Origin of the sequence: Psychrobacillus sp. FSL K6-1415 (assembly GCF_038003185.1) — a bacterium.
In the GTDB taxonomy this organism is placed as follows: domain Bacteria; phylum Bacillota; class Bacilli; order Bacillales_A; family Planococcaceae; genus Psychrobacillus; species Psychrobacillus psychrodurans.
On record NZ_JBBOOQ010000001.1, the window covers coordinates 1,045,586 to 1,064,030 of the forward strand.

Genomic DNA, 18,445 nt, shown 5'->3' on the forward strand with positions numbered 1-18,445 from the left:
TTGGTCAAAGTATATTGCGATTCTGAGGAGAGAACTTTCGATTCGAAGCATCTAATTTGCGATTCACCCTAAATCGGGCTTCGACTTGCGATTCGTGGTGGCGACCTAGCGATTAGGCCGAAGTATATTGCGATTCTGAGGAGAGAACTTTCGATTCGAAGCATCTAATTTGCGATTCATTCTAAAATGGAATTCGACTTGCGATTCGTGGTGGCGACCTTGCGATTTGGTCGCAGTGTATTGCGATTCTCAGGAGCGAACTTTCGATTCGAAACATCTAATTTGTGATTCACCCTAAATCGGGATTCGTTTTGCGATATGAGGTGCCGACCTTGCGATTACGCCGAAGTATATTGCGATTCTCAGGAGCGAACTTTCGATTCGAAACATCTAATTTGCGAATCCCTCTAAATCGGGATTCGACTTGCGATTCGTGGTGCCGACCTTGCGATTACGCCGAAGTATATTGCGATTCTCGCAAGCGACCTTTCGATTCGAGGCACCTAATTTGCGATTCACCCTAAACACAATTACTACAATATAATCTACTTCTTCGTATAATAAGTTTTCCCACCAGCTTTATGCATGTGTAAGTCCATATTACCAAGCATTCTCGAAGCCGCATATATAGATTCGACCATACAAAATTTTCGGAAGTCTATTCGTTATCTTATTATTGATAAGCAAAAAGTAGTCATCAACAGCTTTCCTATGTGCGTTCCTATAACGCTTATTACAATTGACACATGTCCAAGTTTTACCTGTACGCCGCATCCCCAGCACACTACAACTCGGACACTCAACCCCCAGCCGTATTTCACTCGGAGGAATTCGATAATGTTCGCAAAGTGGGGGATATTCATAATCGGATCTATTCTCCTGCAAGAGCTTTTCAACAAGCTCTAGTTCTTCACAAGAAAAACTAGTCCCGCCAGAACTATTGTAGAACTGAGTCACTCTCTCAATCATGCTTTCTAACTTATAAATGGGATAATGGGTAGGCTTTTGCATAATGCGGTGGGACTTAGCGGTCATGATGACAGCACCAGTCACTTTCATTAGTGGATGGGTCTTACGTAGAAATTCTTTCATAAAGCGAATATGTCGCATCAATTGGAAATATGGATTAGAAATGGGGGATTCTACTCCATTTTCTTCTTTATAAAATTCATCAATCTCATCATTAAAATACAAGTTTCCACTTATGTTTTTCGACTCGAGTATGATGCAGCATCGGTCGGTTACAACTAGACAGTCGATTTGTACTTTCCAATCAACAAGCTCCAAACAAACATCCGAAAAAACTCGGAACTCACCGTGCAAACGCAGCTCATTCAACCGAGCAACAAGTCGGTCCTCACCACGTACTCCAGCTTCTTGTTTCCGAATCTCCTCACGAATAAAATCACCTAAACCAGATCCATCACGCAACCTGTTCAACAAAGCAAAATGTCCATTCAATACTTTACCTCCTTTCTACCTATATTTTACATTCCAATAGCGGAATATTCTACCTATTAATAAAAGGAACATATTAATTGAGTTTTCGTCCTAATTATGACAAAATAACCTTCAGCAGGAGGAGACATAAATGAAAATAATCCAAACAATTACACTCGCAGCCTTTGCACTAACTCTGGCAGCTTGCAATAGCAATGATGAAACAGCCCAAAACCAAAACACCAATTCTGCAGGAGACATTGCTCCAACGAACACTCAAGCCACAACAGACCATGGTGCGCAAGACAAAAGTGAAACAAATGTAGGGTTCGAATTGTCTGGTGGAAATATTGAAGAAGCGACTAATGTACCAGATAAAGAAAAAACGGCTATAATTGACTCCTTTACTGAATACATGGAATCATTCAATGAAGAAGATACTGAGCGCTACATGAACACGATTTCCAAAAATCCAGAAGGCTTCAACTACGACGCTGAAAAAGTGAAAGTCGAAGAAACCTTCCACGACTTCGACACGATCCGTACGGCCGAAAACATTACTATCATTAAATACGACAAATCACAAGCACAAGTATTTTCTAATATCCATACTTCACTAGAGCAAATGGATACAGGTGCTAAGCTAGACCAAAATGGTCGCCAAGTAACTGTGTTCGTCAAAGAAAACAGTGAATGGCTAGTTTCCAGTGTTTACTATATAGGCGAATCAACTGAATAATCACACTTCCCCAAAACATATATGACAAATATCATGTTTTGGGCTTTTTTATCCTTTCATTTCTAACAAAACTTCAGTAAACTTAAAGTTAGGAGTGTGATTTATAAAATGAAGACAGCAATCGTAACCGACAGCACCGCATATATCCCGAAAGAAATTCGTGACCAACTGAATATTCATATGGTGCCGCTAAGCGTTGTCATCGGAAATGACACCTACCAAGAAGAAATAGACATTAACACCACAGAATTCTACGATAAAATCCGTCAGGGTGGAGCCCTACCAAAGACATCCCAGCCTGCACTTGGAAAGTTTATCGAAACATATGAACAGCTAGCAAAAGAATACGATGCGGTGATCTCCATCCATCTCTCAAGTGGTATCAGCGGAACGCTTGCTGGTGCAGAACAAGCGGGAGAAATGGTAAACGACATCGACGTACGCACATTCGACACAGAAATTTCCTGCATGGTTCAAGGCTTCTACGTACTTAAAGCAGCTGAAATGGCTATGACTGGAGCTACTCCAGATGCTATCATTGCAGAACTAGACAGCATGAAACAAACAATGAGAGCATACTTCATGGTCGACAATCTAGACCATCTCCATCGTGGAGGAAGACTAAACGGCTTCGAGCGCGTCATTGGATCTGTACTTCAAGTAAAACCGATTCTGCACTTCGAAAACAAAGTTATTGTTCCGTTCGAAAAAGTCCGAACGCGAAAAAAAGCGATGAAACGTATCTCGGACATGCTTCAGGCTGACTCAAACAAATTCAACATTAAAGCAACGATCATCCATGCAAACAACGAAAACGAAGCAATCGCATGGAAAAACGAACTCCAAGCAACAATGCCAAACGTAGAATTCACGATCAGCTATTTCGGTCCCGTAATTGGTACACACCTTGGGGAAGGGTCAATGGGTCTCGGTTGGTATAAAAATAACTAATTAGGAGAGCGCCCATGAATGAACAATTGCAGCAATTTCTCACCGGCCGCATATGGCTTCGCGAACATACCCCATTTCCCCGCGAAGTCATCGACGCCCACATTAACTCGGGCTACATCCACCTAAAGCCCGGCATCATCACAAAAACAGAATCTGTCCTTTTTTGGCAATCAAAGAAGAGCGTCTGCAATAGATGCCACAACACAAACCAATCCTTTTTTCACACATTCAACTGTGCACGCTGTAACAAAATTTGTACCTATTGTCGCCACTGTATCCGAATGGGGCGGGTGAGTAGCTGCTCAGAATTGCTCCTGTGGGCGAAGCAGCATGCACGCGGCGCGAACTCTCATGTGTTTACATGGAGCGGGGAACTTACCCCACTTCAGCAAAAGGCAAGTGAAGAATTACTTGCTAGTGTCGAACAAAACCAATCCCACCTACTAAACGCAGTATGTGGAGCAGGAAAAACAGAGCTCCTATTTCCCGCCATTTTTGCAAGTTTACAAGCAGGTAAAAGAGTTTGTGTCGCTGCTCCAAGAACGGATGTTATTTTAGAGTTATACCCTCGCTTTCGGAAAGTCTTCCAGAATACGAAAATTCATGCACTGTACGGTGGTGCACCAGACCAACAAGGATTTGCTGAATTAGTGCTTGCCACTACCCATCAACTTTACCGATTTGAACATGCCTTCGACGTCGTATTTGTCGACGAGGCAGACGCCTTTCCCTATTATGCGGACGGAACACTCCAAGCAGCAGTTACTAAAGCGGCTAAACAACTTGCAGCTATTCACTATGTAACAGCCACTCCTACCAAATCTTTAAAAACAACCAACCAATCCATTCTCACAATAAGGTATCACGGCCACGACCTTCCAGTACCTAAATTCGATAGTCTCTGGGGTTACTCCAGACAATTGAAGACAGGTAAAATTCCACACAAACTACAAAAGTGGATAAATGAAAAAATAGAAACCAAAACACCTTTTCTAATCTTCCTACCTACTATCGAAATGCTTGAAAACTTCCCAGAAGAATTACCAAGAGTGCACGCTGAACACCCAGATAGAAAGGAACTGGTTATGCAATTAAGAGAAAAGCAAATACCTGGTTTACTAACAACGACCATATTAGAACGTGGGGTAACGATTGAAAATGTACACGTAGCCGTAGTGGGAGCAGAGCAACCGATTTTCACTTCCAGTGCACTCATTCAAATAAGTGGACGAGTAGGCAGGTCTGCACAGTATCCAGACGGAGACATAATTTTCTTTCATCATGGAATTAGTAGAGAAATGGATAAAGCGCAGGATGCGATAGAAGGATGGAATCGTTCATGACTTGTTTAATTTGTGGCACTCCTTATCAATCTACACCAACTTGGTCTAAGCTCTTTTTAAACCAATTAGACTCTTCCACTTGCACTAGATGCTTCGAGAAATTTGAAGTATCAGAGTCGGCCATAGATTTTACCGATTTTCTAGGAACACCTTATGAAGGAGCTGTCGACTCAGTCTTTTGTTTATACACTTATAATGAACCCATGAAAGAATATTTACACCAATACAAATTTCTACAAGACGTAGCATTAGCTAAAGTCTTTGCCGGGAATCTGCAACAGGCATTTCAGACGAGAGAAGGAATTATCGTCCCTATTCCCATGCATCCAGAAAAATTAGAATTGCGTACATTTGCACAAGTTGACGAGCTGTTAAATGCAGCGCAAGTTTCCTATCAACAATTACTCGTTAAAACTAAATCTGAAACACAAGGAAAGAAAACAAAAATGGAACGCTTAAAAACAACAAATCTATTCGAGGCAATGAGTACCATCGAAGCAACAAATTATATTTTATTCGATGATATTTATACAACTGGTGCTACCATTCATCACGCTGCGAAGATTTTAAAGGACTCAGGAGCGAAAAGAGTCGAAGCAATCACTTTAATAAAAGGCTAACTTGCCGATAAAATGAAAGAGAGAATAATATCTGGAGGTAACAACATGGGTGAATTAAAAAATTGTCCTTCGTGCGGCGAGTTTTTTAACTATACAGGAATGAGAGAAGTATGTAACAACTGTGCAATGAACGAAGAAAAACAATACGAAATAGTATATCGCTTCCTCCGCAAGCGCGAAAATCGTGCAGCAACAGTCGAGCGAATTGTAGAAGTAACCGGCGTTGAAGAATCACTATTACACAAATGGGTACGCAAAAACCGTCTGCAACCAGCAATGTTCCCAAATTTAGGGTATCCCTGCGACAGCTGTGGAAAAATCACGAACCAAGGCAAACTTTGTAAAACATGTACGGAAGATTTAAAATCAGGACTCCGTCAATTTGATGCAGCAAAAGAATTCAGAGACAAAGTAGCAAACCAGGATCATGGCACTTACCATGCAGATATTAAGAGAAAATAAACTCTCACTTTGTGTGGGAGTTTTTACTTAGGTGAAAACTCTAATCTAGAATTAGTTTCAAAAGATATATGAGTTCTACACAAAAGCCATGAGGTCACTAAAAACTACCCAAGTTCCGTCCAAAGGCACATGGATTCAACCCAATTAAAATCCTTTTTCACCCAACTAAGCACTAGTTCCACCTAAAGACCCTTCAATTCCACTAACTGCTTTAATTCCCAAGACCTATTCCTTACAAATCGTTCAAATTACTCTAAACACTTCATATTTAATGCCGAAATACTATATAGACACTAAGCAAGAAGAGGGGAGGATGAACTTAGATGAAAATAACAAACGTTGGTTTAAACCAAGTAAATCCATACAAACGCAATCAACAACAAGCTGAAAAAGCACAACAGACAACTAAAACAACGGCGGATCAATTGGAAATTTCATCCGCTGCTAAAAGCATGCAAACAAAATCATCTATTGAAGTAGAACAAGCAGATCGAGTGGCTGCCATCAAAGCAGATATCGAAGCTGGAACATACAAAGTAGATGCAAAACAATTAGCATCCAATATCTTAAATTATTACCGCATCTAACTTCTATCAGTAGGCGTCCAAAAGACAACTGAAAGAAGTTAATGCCGATGCATAATTGATAAAAAGGAGCTTACAAACATGTCCATTGGTAACATTTTGCAATCTCTGACGAAACTAGATATGATTCACAAAAGCTTGCTAGAGGTTGCATACAAAAAAACAGAAGCTATTAAAATTGGAGACATGGACAGTCTAAACCAACTGCTCAAGGACGAGCAGGCACATGTAGCAGGCATTTCACAGCTAGAACAACAGCGTCAATTAGAGGTAACGGATTACCTTCGAGCAAAAGGAATTGCTCCTACTGACAACCCAACTGTTGCACTTGTCTTAGAAAATACCAACTCAGATGAGGAAAAAGCTCAGCTAACAAAAGCACGCAATAATCTATTACTAACATTAGAAACATTAAAAAATCAAAACGATCTAAACCAAAAACTAACATTTCAATCACTTCAGTTCGTCAACATGACTCTCGATATGTTACGACCAAAGCCAGATCAAATAAACTATTCACAAACCGAAGTAAAAGGTTCATTAAAGGACAAAACCTACTTCGACTCACAAGCTTAAGGAGGCGAACCCATGGGATCGACATTTATGGGACTAGAAACTAGTAAACGCGGGCTTTATACGCAGCAATCCGCATTGTATACAACAGGGCACAATATCTCCAACGCAAACACGTTAGGCTATTCACGCCAACGAGTGAATATGGAAGCCACTTTAGGTTATCCAGGAACAGGACTAAACGCTCCGAAAATCCCGGGTCACCTCGGAACAGGTGTGCAAACACACTCTGTCCAACGAATTCGTGATCAATTCATCGATCGTCAGTATCGTCAAGAAACAACGAAACTAGGATATTGGGAATCACGTTCTGATGCAATCTCTCAAATGGAAGACATCATGGCAGAACCTTCCGAATTCGGATTAAACACGTCACTCGATCAATTCTGGAAATCCCTACAGGACCTTAGCACAAATCCTGAAAATGCGGCAGCTCGTAAAGTAGTAGTGCAACGTGGGATTGGTGTTGCGGAATCCTTCAACAATATTCATAAACAATTATCAGATATTCAAGGGAACTTAAAAAATGAAATACTTACATCGACAGATGATGTAAACTCTATTTTAAAGCAAATAGCTTCTATGAATGAACAAATACAAGCAATTGAACCAAATGGATATATGCCAAACGATTTATATGACGCTCGTGATAACTTGCTTGATGAATTATCGCAATACTTCCCAATTGAAATAGAATATACAAAGTCTGGGGGTAATTCATTAGCAATTGCTGAAGGATCCGTAAGAGTATCGATAAAAACTAAAACAGGCAGTATAGAAGTTGTTAACGGAAAAGACGCAGGAAAGCTCACTCCAACCGGAATGTCCAAAAATGATAACTTTGAACCTTTCAATGGCTTTACGGTAGACGGAAGCGGGGCAGTAGTTGGTGGTCCATTATCATACGATGACATGGAACTAAATAAAGGCAAAATGTTGTCATTGATAAATTCGTATGGTCATGGTACAAATGCGACAAATGCTGAGGGCTACTATCCCGAAATGTTAGCGAAATTAGATAAAATGGCTTTGGCTTTTGCTGAGAAATTCAATGAAATCCACCGCGGTGGTACCGATTTAAATGGCGATACAGGTAATAACTTTTTTGTGCCAAAAGCAGGTGCTACCATTTCAGCGGGGAATATTTCTGTAGATTCTATATTTAAAAGTGATTCATCATTAGTAGCTGCCTCTTCCTCAACAGATAAAGAAGAAGGGAACGGAGCAAATGCGATACTTCTTGCAAACATGAAGTCAGAAATACTTGCTGGCCTAGATAATGCAACTGTTCAATCATTTTATCAATCGATGATTGGAGAACTTGGTGTAGACGGTGAACAAGCAGTCAGACTTGCTTATAATTCAGCGACTATCAAGTTAACTGTAGAAAATAATCGTGCGTCTGTCAGCTCAGTTTCTTTAGATGAAGAGATGACGAATATGATTATATTCCAACAAGCATACAACGCTTCTGCAAGAATGATTACAGTAGTAGATGAAACATTAGATAAAATCATCAACGGCATGGGCCGAGTAGGATTATAATAGGAGGTCAATCACATGCGCGTAACACAATCAATGCTTTCAAATAATATGCTACGTAACCTGTCAGGTAGCTATAACAAAATGGCGACACTACAAGAACAAATTAACTCAGGTAAAAAAATAACACGTCCATCACAAGATCCAGTAGTAGCTATAAAAGGAATTGGCTATCGTACGGATTTAAACAAGGTAGAACAGTATCAACGTAACCTAGGAGAAGTAAACAACTGGTTAGATAGCTCAGATGATGCCCTTGATAAAGTTGGAATCGCACTTCATCGTGTTCAAGAACTTGTTACACAAGCATCAAGTGATACGTTAACACCAGATGACCGCACAAAAGTTGAAAAAGAAATTACACAAATTAAAGAGCAAATACGTGATATGGGGAATACAAAAGTAGGGGGGAAATACATTTTCTCAGGAACAAATACTAATTCACCATTACATGACGGAACAAACTTTTTAACAACAGCAACTGCACCAGGTGTAAATAAAGATGTGAACATAGAAGTTTATGATGGCGTAGAAATTACTGTAAACACAAAAGGGCTCGATTTATTTCAAAATATAGATGCTATGATTACCGGGTTAGAGACGGACTTGAAAGACCCAAGTAAGTCAGGTAAGGACTTCGACAAGTATTTAACATTGAAAAGTGATAACGAAGAGGCTGTTTTAGCTGCACGTGCAGACATAGGAGCACGTCAGAATCGTGTAGAAATGATGGAAAACAGACTCGGAGCACAAGAAGTCATTGTGACTAAACAACTATCTAACAATGAAGATATTGACTATGAAAAAGTTATTACAGAAATGATTACTCAAGAATCGATCCACCAAGCTGCTCTTTCAGTTGGTGCTAAAATCATTCAAGCAACATTAGTAGACTTTATAAGATAATTAAAAGCGTTTGGACACCTAGTTCAAACGCTTTCTTTAGAGGTGAGATAAGTGAACTTTCCCCAATTACAAGTTCGAACAACAGCTGCTAAATTAGGTTTAAATATTGAAAAACCAAATCAAGTTATTCGACAACCAAAAGCGACTCAACATATTGAACAACCAGCTGCAATAGTGGAGATGAATACAACTAGAGGGGTTATGAAAATAGATTCTTCTCAGGCTAGAAGAGATGTTGGAATGATAGGACCATTAGAATCTATATCTAAATTTGCTTCGGAAGGTCGTCAAAAAGGAATGCAAGGAATTGCAAGGCGTGCAAGTGAAGGTAGACAAATGATGGATATTGCACACAATTCAAATGCGATTGCTTCCATTGCAAAGAAAAATACCTTCCCAGTTAAAGCGAAATTAGGGATAGACTTCATCCCATCTGTTGAATCAGTAAAATTAGATTACATACCTGCTAAGCTGGATATTAATGTACAAACCCAAAAACCAACAATTAGTGCACAGGTCAATAAACCAACACATGAATTTACTCCTGGTAAAGTATCCGGGTTTATGCTACAAGATTCATCGATAGAAATAGACTTTATTGTCTAGAAGGAGCTAGCTATGAATATCGAAACAAAATTTCTTGGCCAATTAACAATAGAAGAAACAGAAATTATACACTTTTCAAATGGATTACCTGGTTTTGAGGAAAACAAAGAATTTGTTATTCTTCCTTTAGAGAAAGACTCACCTTTTGCCATTCTTCAATCTATTAAGCAAAAAGAAATTGGTTTCGTTATTGCGTTACCATTTCTTTTTAAAGAAGATTATGCATTTGATATATCTGAGGAGGATAAAGAAGAGCTACAAATTGAAGCAGTTGGAGATATTCTCACTTATTCTATTGTGACTTTAAAAGAGCCGTTTAATAATTCAACAATAAATTTACAGGCACCAGTCATTATAAACCATAAAAGAAAAGTTGCTAAACAACTTGTGTTGCACGAAAACAGCTACCAACTAAGATATCCCATTGAAGGGGGTAAACTTTAAATGCTTGTCCTTTCACGGAAAAAAGATGAATCTATCATGATTGGGGATCAAATAGAGTTAAAAATACTTAGCGTAGAAGGGGACCAAGTTAAGTTAGGAATTATAGCTCCCAAAAATGTTAAAGTTTATCGGTCAGAAGTTTATTTGAGTATCCAAGAACAAAATAAAGAATCATTGAATATCTCTCCTGAATTAATTAAACAAATTTCAAAAAAAAATATTTAAAAACTATTAAACATTCTGAATCGAGTACGATAATACTATTGTAAGGTAGAAATCGGGCGGCCGACCTTATTCTACCAAGCATATTCCACATGGATGTGGAACTAAATAAAACAAATTCAAGGAGGAATCTCACAATGAGAATTCAACACAATATTTCTGCTTTAAACACACACAGAAACTTAACAGCTAACCAATCACAATCTTCTAAAAACCTAGAGAAATTATCTTCAGGTTACAAAATCAACCGCGCTGGAGACGACGCTGCTGGTCTTGCTATTTCTGAAAAAATGCGTGGACAAATCCGCGGTTTAGATATGGCTTCTAAAAACGCTCAAGATTCAATTTCTTTAATTCAAACTGCTGAGGGTGCTCTTAACGAAACTCACGCTATCCTACAACGTATGCGTGAATTAGCAGTACAATCTTCAAATGATACTAATGTATCTTCTGATCGTACAGCTCTTCAACAAGAAGTTAATGCTCTGTCTGAAGAAATTACACGTATTGCTAATAATACTGAGTTCAATACTCAAAAATTATTAAGTGGTGGATTCTCAGGTAAAACATTCCATATTGGTGCAAATGCTGGACAATCAATCAACTTATCCATTGATTCAATGACTGCAACTAGCTTAAGTGTTAATGGTGCAGCTGCTGGAGAGGGTATTTCAATTAGTTCACAAACTTCTGCAAATACTGCAATTACTACTATCAATGATGCGATTGCAACTGTTTCTACAGAGCGTTCAAAACTTGGTGCTGTTCAAAACCGTTTAGAACACACTATCAACAACCTTGGTGCTACTTCTGAAAACTTAACTGCTGCTGAATCTCGTATTCGTGACGTAGATATGGCTAAAGAAATGATGGCATTCACTAAAAATAACATCTTGACTCAAGCTGCTCAATCTATGCTTGCTCAAGCTAACCAACAACCACAAGGTGTTCTTCAATTACTTCAATAATTGAAATTTTGAAAACCCCTTCTCCTTTGGAGAAGGGGTTTTCTTTATTTTTGTAATGTAATGCCGATAATAAGAAAGAGGTGACAAAAATGATTCCTAAATTTGAAATTCTAGAGTTAGAAACAAAACAACATAATTTTACTTTAAAAGTAAATGGTTATTTTTTACATAGTAAATATGATCCAGAAAAAGAAGCAAGGCAATTTGTAGATAAATATTATAAACCAAATCATATAACTATTTTATTCGGATATGGTAAAGGATATTTTGCTAAAGCACTAATGGATAGAAAGGAAACAAAGGAAAAAGTAATTGTAATAGAGCCTTTAAAAATACCAAATGCTGAAGAGACAGAGAAGTCAATAGATTATGTTTATATTCAAGATACAAATGAAGAAGCTATCAAATCATTATTAATAGAAGAACTAAACATATATAGTAATATAAATATTATTTGTTCGCCAAATTACAATAATTTATTTCCAGAACTGTATTTGGAACTCTTAACTATGATTAAAGAAAGAGTTAGTATTAATAGAATTATGGAGAATACTATGAGGAGATATGCAAGTGATTGGCAAAAGAATTATATATTTAACCTGGGAAACGCATTTATAGATCAAAGCTTATCTAATTTATATAAAAAATATTCCTGTCCTGTAGTGATTGTATCTGGAGGACCATCTTTAACCAAACAAATTGAACAACTCAGACTTGTTCTAGATAAAGTAATTATTATAGCAGCAGGATCTACAATCAATACTCTATTAAATTTTAATATTGTTCCTGATTATGTAATTTCTATCGATGGTGGTGTACCTAATTATAATCACTTTAAAGGATTATTTTTTAAAGATAGTAAGCTTATTTATAGTATGTATAATCATCATCAAATACGTGAGAGTTTTAATAATCCATCTTTTTATTTTTTATCAGCGGATGCTAATAATTTAAGTAGTCATATGAAAAGTGTGTTAAAAACTGATTTTCCTATAATAACTGGTGGAGGATCTGTAGCAAATTATGCTCTAGCTATAGGTCTGTATATTACACAGGGACCGATAACGTTTATTGGACAAGATTTGGCATACACAGACAAAAAAACTCACGCAGAGCATAATAAATCATTCTCTCTTGTAGATGATGCTTACATAAAGAAAAGAGATTTATTTTTCGCGAAGGGATATTCTGGTGAGGATGTTTTAACTGATTATGCTTTTTATACAATGAAAGAAGATTTCGAGGGTATGATCAAATCTAATGGTCTTCAAGGGTTAATATTTAATAGCACAGAAGGTGGAATATTTTTAGATGGATTTACTCAAATACCTTTTAAGGAGTTTTGTACAACATATATTGATCAAAACTACTTAAAGAACACAGAGATAAATAGTGTAGAAATTCCACAAAAAACTTCAGTTGAACTATTCATTGATCAAATAAAGGAAGAAGTTAAAACTTACGATAAGATAAAGATACTGTTGAATGATTCACTGAGTGCTCTCATAAAAAATAAAAATAACATCAGTTTTTCCAAAGATGTTTTAAAAAAAATTGATAAAAATGATGTTAAACTTGATAAACTATATAAGATTGTTCCACTTTCTAGTATACTTGCTCCTATAACAATGGATGTAATGAAAAAATACTCTCCGACAGCGGATGAAACTGATATGGAGAAATTTAATAGAGTTTATGAACAAAACACAACGTTATATAAGAGACTCCTAAAAGTAACTAATATAACACAACAATACACTACTGATTTAATAAAACAATTACAAGAAAAATTGGAGATGAGTGAATAAATGACTGATTTAGTAAGAGAGACAATGCAAAGCTACAACGAATATATTACCGCCTTACCACTAGGCTGTCAGGAAATTGCGGATTTACTTAGAGAAGATAAAATTGTTGAAGCTACAAAAAGAATTTTACAATTTAGTGAGGGGATGGGTTGGATAATAGATGCAAACCACCTTATTGCTGTAAACGGGATAGAAAATCTTTTAGAACCTGAAAAAATCCATGAGTTTTTACAAGAAGTAAATAATGGATTAGGAATTCAAGACTTTATAATCATTGCTGATATGTTTGAATACGAAATCAGACCATATTTTGAAGAATGTAGTTTATATGAAATTAGTGAGGGGCAGTGAACTACCAAATTGAAACTGCAAAAAATGGAGAACCTACATTACTACTTAATGATATTTATATTTATAGTAAATATAATCCCCGAATGGATGCACGTAAATTTATTGCTAATGAATATGATGAAAATGCAAAAGGCTATTTTTTAGTAGGACTAGGATTAGGGTATCATTTAGAGGCATTACTTGAATTGGATAAAGGGAAACCTATAATCGTACTAGCTTTGGAACATAAAGAATTAAAGATTTGTCCATTTATCTCTCAAATGGAACAGTATAAAAACGTTAATGTAATTATAAGATTAGAGTCTAATGTGGATTTAAGTCAATATAAGGTTATTATCCCAAACCCATGGATGAAAGCAATTGGCCATGAACATAGACTTCACGATGTGTTGGAAGATATTAAAATCAGACAAATGAGTTATGTTGCATTGGCTACGGAACTAGAAAAGAATTTTCAAGCCAATAGTAAAAATAATGATCATTCTATTAGTAAGTTTGCAGATATGTTTAAAGAAAAATCAGCCTATTTAGTCTCAGCTGGTCCCTCACTTGATAACACGATTGAATTGTTAAAGGAAACAAAAGAAAAATGTTTTATTTTGGCAGTTGGATCGGCCTTAAATACACTATTGAGGCACGATATTGAACCTAATGCAGTTATTATTACAGATACTCAAATAAATGTTGTGAACCAATTAGAGAATAAGGGATATAAAGGATTACTTTTTTATTTAGCAACTGCTAATCATGAAATGACTCGAGTCCATAAAGGGCAAAAAGTAATTATTTATCAAGAAGGCTATTTACTTTCAGAGAATGAGGCAAAGGCAAGGAACGAAGATGTACTAGAGACGGGTGGATCTGTGGCAACTACTGCGTTTTCTTTATTAGAGTATATGGGCTTTCAGAAGGTTATTCTATTTGGTCAAGACTTAGGTTTTAAAGATTATAACACCCATTCGATCTCATCTTCTTCAGGAAATAAAGTAATTAATGGTATTTCATTTCGAAGAGTTTTGGCTAATAATGGTGAATATATTCATACAACAGCAAATTTAAGTGCATACCTACGATGGTTCGAAAGAAAAGTGAACGAAACGAGTGTTGAGTTATATAATACATCTTGGGAGGGTGCTAAAATAAAGGGAATTCCTTATTTAGATGCAGCCAGTTTAAAGAATAAACTTGTTTTTTGATAATAATAAAATATTTTAAATGATAAGAAATTTCCCTCTCTTAATTTAGAGCGGGATTTTCTTTATTATTATGAATTTAGACCGATATATAGATAGAGTAAATAATGTAAAAACAATAAGAACTGCATTTTTTTGATAAAAATTAGATTGGAGAAATAATGACTATGGAAGTTTTAATAAATAAAACAATACTTGTTACTGGTGGAACAGGGTCTTTTGGGAAAAAGTTCATAAAAAAAGCACTGGAACAAGACGTAAAAAAAGTAATTGTTTTTAGTCGTGACGAACTAAAACAATATGAAATGAAACAGGAATTTACTGATCCACGGGTTCGTTTTTTTATTGGTGATGTACGGGATAAAGAACGATTGGTGAGAGCATTTGATGGTGTTGATATTGTCATTCACGCTGCGGCAATGAAGCATGTGGATGCATGTGAATATAATCCTTTTGAAGCAGTGAAAACGAATATTCATGGTGCTCAAAATATAATAGAAGCAGCGATAGATCGCGGAGTAGAGAAAGTTATAGCGCTATCCACGGACAAGGCATGTAGCCCAGTTAATCTATACGGTGCAACGAAGCTCGCTTCCGATAAATTATTTGTCGCAGGGAACTCCTATGCAGGAGAGAAGAAAACGAGTTTCTCCGTTGTTCGCTATGGAAATGTAGTTGGTAGTCGAGGAAGTGTTGTACCATTTTTTCAAAAGGTTAAGGAAACAGGTACAGTCCCTGTGACGGATGAACGAATGACCCGTTTTTGGATAACGTTAGATCAAGGGGTACAATTCGTATTAGATAATTTAGAACGTATGCATGGCGGTGAAATTTTTGTGCCGAAAATTCCAAGCATGAGAGTAATGGACTTAGCAAAAGCAATAGCACCTGAATGTAATATTGAAATTGTAGGTATTCGTCCTGGTGAAAAGTTACACGAAGCTATGATTATGGAGGATGATTCTCGTCAAACAGTTGAATTTGATGATTATTATATCATACAACCAGAATTTCCTTGGTGGTCAAAGAGTTTTGCAGAAGGTGGTAAGCCACTAGCAGAAGGCTTTGCTTATACTAGCGATAATAATGAGGACTGGTATTCAGTAAACAAGTTAAAGGAAGTTATTGAAAGTTTAGATAGATAAATTTCCATCACAATTGGTTAAATTTTTTAGTATATTAGGTTGAAGGTGATTTTATGGTAAAAGTTTCTGCGGTAATACCAGCTTTTAATACAGAAAAGTATATAAGAAATGCCGTTATGAGCTTAGTTAATCAGAAGATAAAGCTAGATGAGATAATAATTATTGATGATGGAAGCACAGATAACACACTTAAGGTTATTAACTTGTTAGCAAATCAATACAAGAATATTAGAGTGATTGAACAGAGTAGTAATCAAGGAGTATCTGTTGCAAGAAACTTAGGAATTCAAGAAGCAACAAGTGAGTGGATATTATTTTTAGATGCAGATGATGAGTGTTCAGAACAATTGTTAGATACTTATTTAAACAAAATGCGAACAGATTCATTCGAGTCCATCTATTCAGGATACTACCAAATCGATGAGAGCTCTAAGGTAGTATCTGACTCTATTACAGGAAAAAGTTTAATAAGTACCGAGGGTTTTTGTAAAGTACTAATTAGAAATCCAATAGTTTCTCCATCAGGATTATTGATAAAAAGAAAGGTCTTACTTGAATTAAAAGGTTTTGATACATCAATGAAAATGAATGAGGATGTAGATTTATGGCTTCGAATATTAGATTCCGGCTACCAAATAAATCATGTGGAATCACCATTAACTTTTATAAGAAGACATCGAAATAATACAACTTCCAACATGGAAAAATCACATAATGCTGAAAAAATAATTTTAAATAAATATAATTTAATATATATTGAAGAGAAATTTAAAAGTCTTGATAGCACAACACATCAAAATAAACTAGATTTAGTTACATTGCTAATAAGATATGATAAATGGGAAGATGCTAAGAGACTTTTAGATAGTATTTCTATTTCAAAAACAAATACTTCATATGTATCTTATTTATTTCTAAAATCTTTGTATTATATTTTTGTAAAAGAACATAATGAAGTAGAAAAAGTAATACAAGAAATCTTGACTGTTAGTCCTGATCATGGAGCTAGTTTAAATAATTTAGGTGTTATTTACGTGAGTAAAAATGAATTTGAACTTGCAAAGGAATACTTTAATAAAGCATTGCATCTACATTCAAATTATATTGATGCAAGAAAGAATCTAAACTTATTAAATTCAGGTTTATACACGATAGAAGAATATAGTTTTACAAAAAGAGAGTTAAGGAAAGTTTTATTGTCTTATAGTGAATAATTAGAATAAGCTCTTTAAAAAAAGTGAGAAGCCTTATGGAGAAATTGAAGAAGGGGTTTTGTTGAATGAAAAATGTTTTATTTATTACATATTTTTTCCCACCTGCATTTAGCAGTGGGGTTTTTCGACCTACTAAATTTGTGAAATATTTAAGTAAGCATGGGAACTGGAATCCAATCGTTCTTACATTAAATCCCGAATTGCATAAACAACCAAATATTAATCAGAACTTGCTAAATGATATTCCAAGTGACTTAGAGATTTATTATGTAAATTCTATTCAGCCTAATGAAAAAAGTGATGAGAATTTTAGGAAATTTTATCATGAAGTACATATTCCTGATGCAGAGATTGGATCGTTAATGCATTTTGTAATAAAAGGTTTGGAAATTATTAACTCTCAAAAAATAGATTTAATTTATTGTACAATTCCACCATTTACATTGGGAACTGTTGGAACAATTTTGAAGAATGTTACAGGCGTACCGCTTGTTGTAGACTATAGAGACGGTTGGGCTACAGGCAATGATATTAATAAATATCGCTCCAAAGAAGGAGTAATGTTAAATTCTTACTTTGAATCAGAAATGTTAAAATCGGTGGATGGAATTATTACAGTGGATGAAAAATTAGGGGAAATTATTTTAAAGAATACTAGTAACATACCTATGTCTATTATTCCAAATGGATATGATACTGATGATTTGAATAGCATTAATAGAACTAATATCAAGAATGCAACTACTAATAAATATACAATTGTTTGCTGTGGCTTTATTTACACTGCATATGAAACATACTTGAAAAAAATACTTCAAGCTATAGCAAGTCTGGTTGAACATAATATGAACATCGAATTTATAATAGCTGGAGATGTGCAAAATTCAAAGTTCTTAGATGAATTAAAGAGTTATGATTTTGTGAATTATTTAGGAGGAGTACCCTTCGAAGAATCGTTAGATTTGATAAGTAATGCGGACATTAATCTAGTAGTGGATATACTAAGCACGTCTGCAGGTAGTAAATTTTATAATTTACTTTTAGCAAACCGATATATATTTTCTCTTGTAAATAAAGAGAATGAATTTATTCGTGATTTTTTAGAAGACTATCCTTATAAAACTGTTTTGCCATTAGAATCTTCTGAAGAAAAAATTAATGAATCAATAATAGAAATACTAGAATTAGACAAAACAGATCTTTATTTAGATAGTGAAGAAGTGTTAGAGAGATATAAAGAATATGATAGAGAATATAATACTTATAAACTAGAGAGCTTTTTTATTCAAGTTTTAAATTCTGGGAATATGCAGGAAAAGTAATTGACTATGTTG

At 35.7% G+C, this 18,445-nt stretch carries 20 protein-coding genes; 19 read left to right on the forward strand and 1 reads right to left on the reverse strand.

Annotated features, from left to right (window positions below; translation table 11 throughout):
* Positions 1 to 600: 600 nt before the first annotated feature.
* Positions 601 to 1,461: a nuclease-related domain-containing protein gene (locus MKY60_RS04825; protein WP_340928870.1), complete on the reverse strand. Its 861-nt coding sequence runs from the start codon at positions 1,459 to 1,461 to the stop codon at positions 601 to 603.
* Positions 1,462 to 1,591: 130 nt separating this feature from the next.
* On the opposite strand from MKY60_RS04825, the gene MKY60_RS04830 reads away from it, so the two are divergent.
* The 19 genes from MKY60_RS04830 (at position 1,592) to MKY60_RS04920 (ending at position 18,433) form a co-directional block, all read left to right on the forward strand.
* Positions 1,592 to 2,179 (forward strand): nuclear transport factor 2 family protein, encoded by a 588-nt coding sequence (locus MKY60_RS04830; protein WP_340928871.1) that lies wholly within the window; start codon positions 1,592 to 1,594, stop codon positions 2,177 to 2,179.
* A gap of 108 nt (positions 2,180 to 2,287) precedes the next feature.
* Positions 2,288 to 3,130: a DegV family protein gene (locus MKY60_RS04835; protein ID WP_340928873.1), complete on the forward strand. Its 843-nt coding sequence runs from the start codon at positions 2,288 to 2,290 to the stop codon at positions 3,128 to 3,130.
* Positions 3,131 to 3,483: 353 nt separating this feature from the next.
* The gene (locus MKY60_RS04840; protein ID WP_340928875.1) at positions 3,484 to 4,473 is read left to right on the forward strand and encodes a DEAD/DEAH box helicase; all 990 of its coding nucleotides are present in this window, start codon (positions 3,484 to 3,486) and stop codon (positions 4,471 to 4,473) included.
* A complete protein-coding gene (locus MKY60_RS04845; protein WP_340928877.1) occupies positions 4,470 to 5,093 on the forward strand; it encodes a ComF family protein in 624 nt (207 codons plus the stop codon). Before MKY60_RS04840 ends, MKY60_RS04845 begins: the two co-directional genes overlap by 4 nt.
* 45 nt (positions 5,094 to 5,138) lie before the next feature.
* A complete protein-coding gene (locus MKY60_RS04850) occupies positions 5,139 to 5,555 on the forward strand; it encodes a TIGR03826 family flagellar region protein (RefSeq protein ID WP_340928879.1) in 417 nt (138 codons plus the stop codon).
* A gap of 323 nt (positions 5,556 to 5,878) precedes the next feature.
* Positions 5,879 to 6,142: a flagellar biosynthesis anti-sigma factor FlgM gene (gene flgM, locus MKY60_RS04855; protein WP_340928881.1), complete on the forward strand. Its 264-nt coding sequence runs from the start codon at positions 5,879 to 5,881 to the stop codon at positions 6,140 to 6,142.
* A 78-nt stretch (positions 6,143 to 6,220) separates the two neighbouring features.
* Positions 6,221 to 6,715: a flagellar protein FlgN gene (locus MKY60_RS04860; protein WP_340928883.1), complete on the forward strand. Its 495-nt coding sequence runs from the start codon at positions 6,221 to 6,223 to the stop codon at positions 6,713 to 6,715.
* Positions 6,716 to 6,727: 12 nt separating this feature from the next.
* On the forward strand, positions 6,728 to 8,257 hold the full coding sequence (gene flgK / locus MKY60_RS04865; protein WP_340928885.1) for a flagellar hook-associated protein FlgK: 1,530 nt from the start codon (positions 6,728 to 6,730) through the stop codon (positions 8,255 to 8,257).
* Between the two features lie 15 nt (positions 8,258 to 8,272).
* Positions 8,273 to 9,160: a flagellar hook-associated protein FlgL gene (gene flgL, locus MKY60_RS04870; protein WP_269920530.1), complete on the forward strand. Its 888-nt coding sequence runs from the start codon at positions 8,273 to 8,275 to the stop codon at positions 9,158 to 9,160.
* Between the two features lie 51 nt (positions 9,161 to 9,211).
* Positions 9,212 to 9,766, forward strand: coding sequence for a DUF6470 family protein (locus tag MKY60_RS04875; protein WP_340928887.1), 555 nt, complete (start codon positions 9,212 to 9,214; stop codon positions 9,764 to 9,766).
* Positions 9,767 to 9,778: 12 nt separating this feature from the next.
* Positions 9,779 to 10,210 (forward strand): flagellar assembly protein FliW, encoded by a 432-nt coding sequence (gene fliW / locus MKY60_RS04880; protein ID WP_340928889.1) that lies wholly within the window; start codon positions 9,779 to 9,781, stop codon positions 10,208 to 10,210.
* Entirely contained in the window at positions 10,211 to 10,435 is a 225-nt protein-coding gene (gene csrA / locus MKY60_RS04885) for a carbon storage regulator CsrA (protein ID WP_090563391.1), read from the forward strand. It begins immediately after the preceding gene.
* 134 nt (positions 10,436 to 10,569) lie between these two features.
* Entirely contained in the window at positions 10,570 to 11,400 is an 831-nt protein-coding gene (gene hag, locus MKY60_RS04890; protein WP_340928891.1) for a flagellin Hag, read from the forward strand.
* 89 nt (positions 11,401 to 11,489) lie between these two features.
* Positions 11,490 to 13,208, forward strand: a complete 1,719-nt coding sequence (locus tag MKY60_RS04895; protein ID WP_340928893.1) for a motility associated factor glycosyltransferase family protein — start codon at positions 11,490 to 11,492, stop codon at positions 13,206 to 13,208.
* A complete protein-coding gene (locus MKY60_RS04900) occupies positions 13,209 to 13,559 on the forward strand; it encodes a hypothetical protein (protein ID WP_340928895.1) in 351 nt (116 codons plus the stop codon).
* Positions 13,556 to 14,755 carry a motility associated factor glycosyltransferase family protein gene (locus tag MKY60_RS04905; protein WP_340928897.1) on the forward strand — a complete coding sequence of 400 codons (1,200 nt, stop codon included), beginning with the start codon at positions 13,556 to 13,558 and terminating at the stop codon, positions 14,753 to 14,755. The genes MKY60_RS04900 and MKY60_RS04905 overlap by 4 nt, the downstream gene beginning before the upstream one ends.
* Positions 14,756 to 14,919: 164 nt before the next feature.
* Entirely contained in the window at positions 14,920 to 15,897 is a 978-nt protein-coding gene (gene pseB, locus MKY60_RS04910) for a UDP-N-acetylglucosamine 4,6-dehydratase (inverting) (protein WP_340928899.1), read from the forward strand.
* Between the two features lie 53 nt (positions 15,898 to 15,950).
* On the forward strand, positions 15,951 to 17,111 hold the full coding sequence (locus tag MKY60_RS04915) for a glycosyltransferase (RefSeq protein ID WP_340928901.1): 1,161 nt from the start codon (positions 15,951 to 15,953) through the stop codon (positions 17,109 to 17,111).
* A 65-nt stretch (positions 17,112 to 17,176) separates the two neighbouring features.
* Entirely contained in the window at positions 17,177 to 18,433 is a 1,257-nt protein-coding gene (locus MKY60_RS04920) for a glycosyltransferase (RefSeq protein ID WP_093494213.1), read from the forward strand.
* Positions 18,434 to 18,445: the final 12 nt, after the last annotated feature.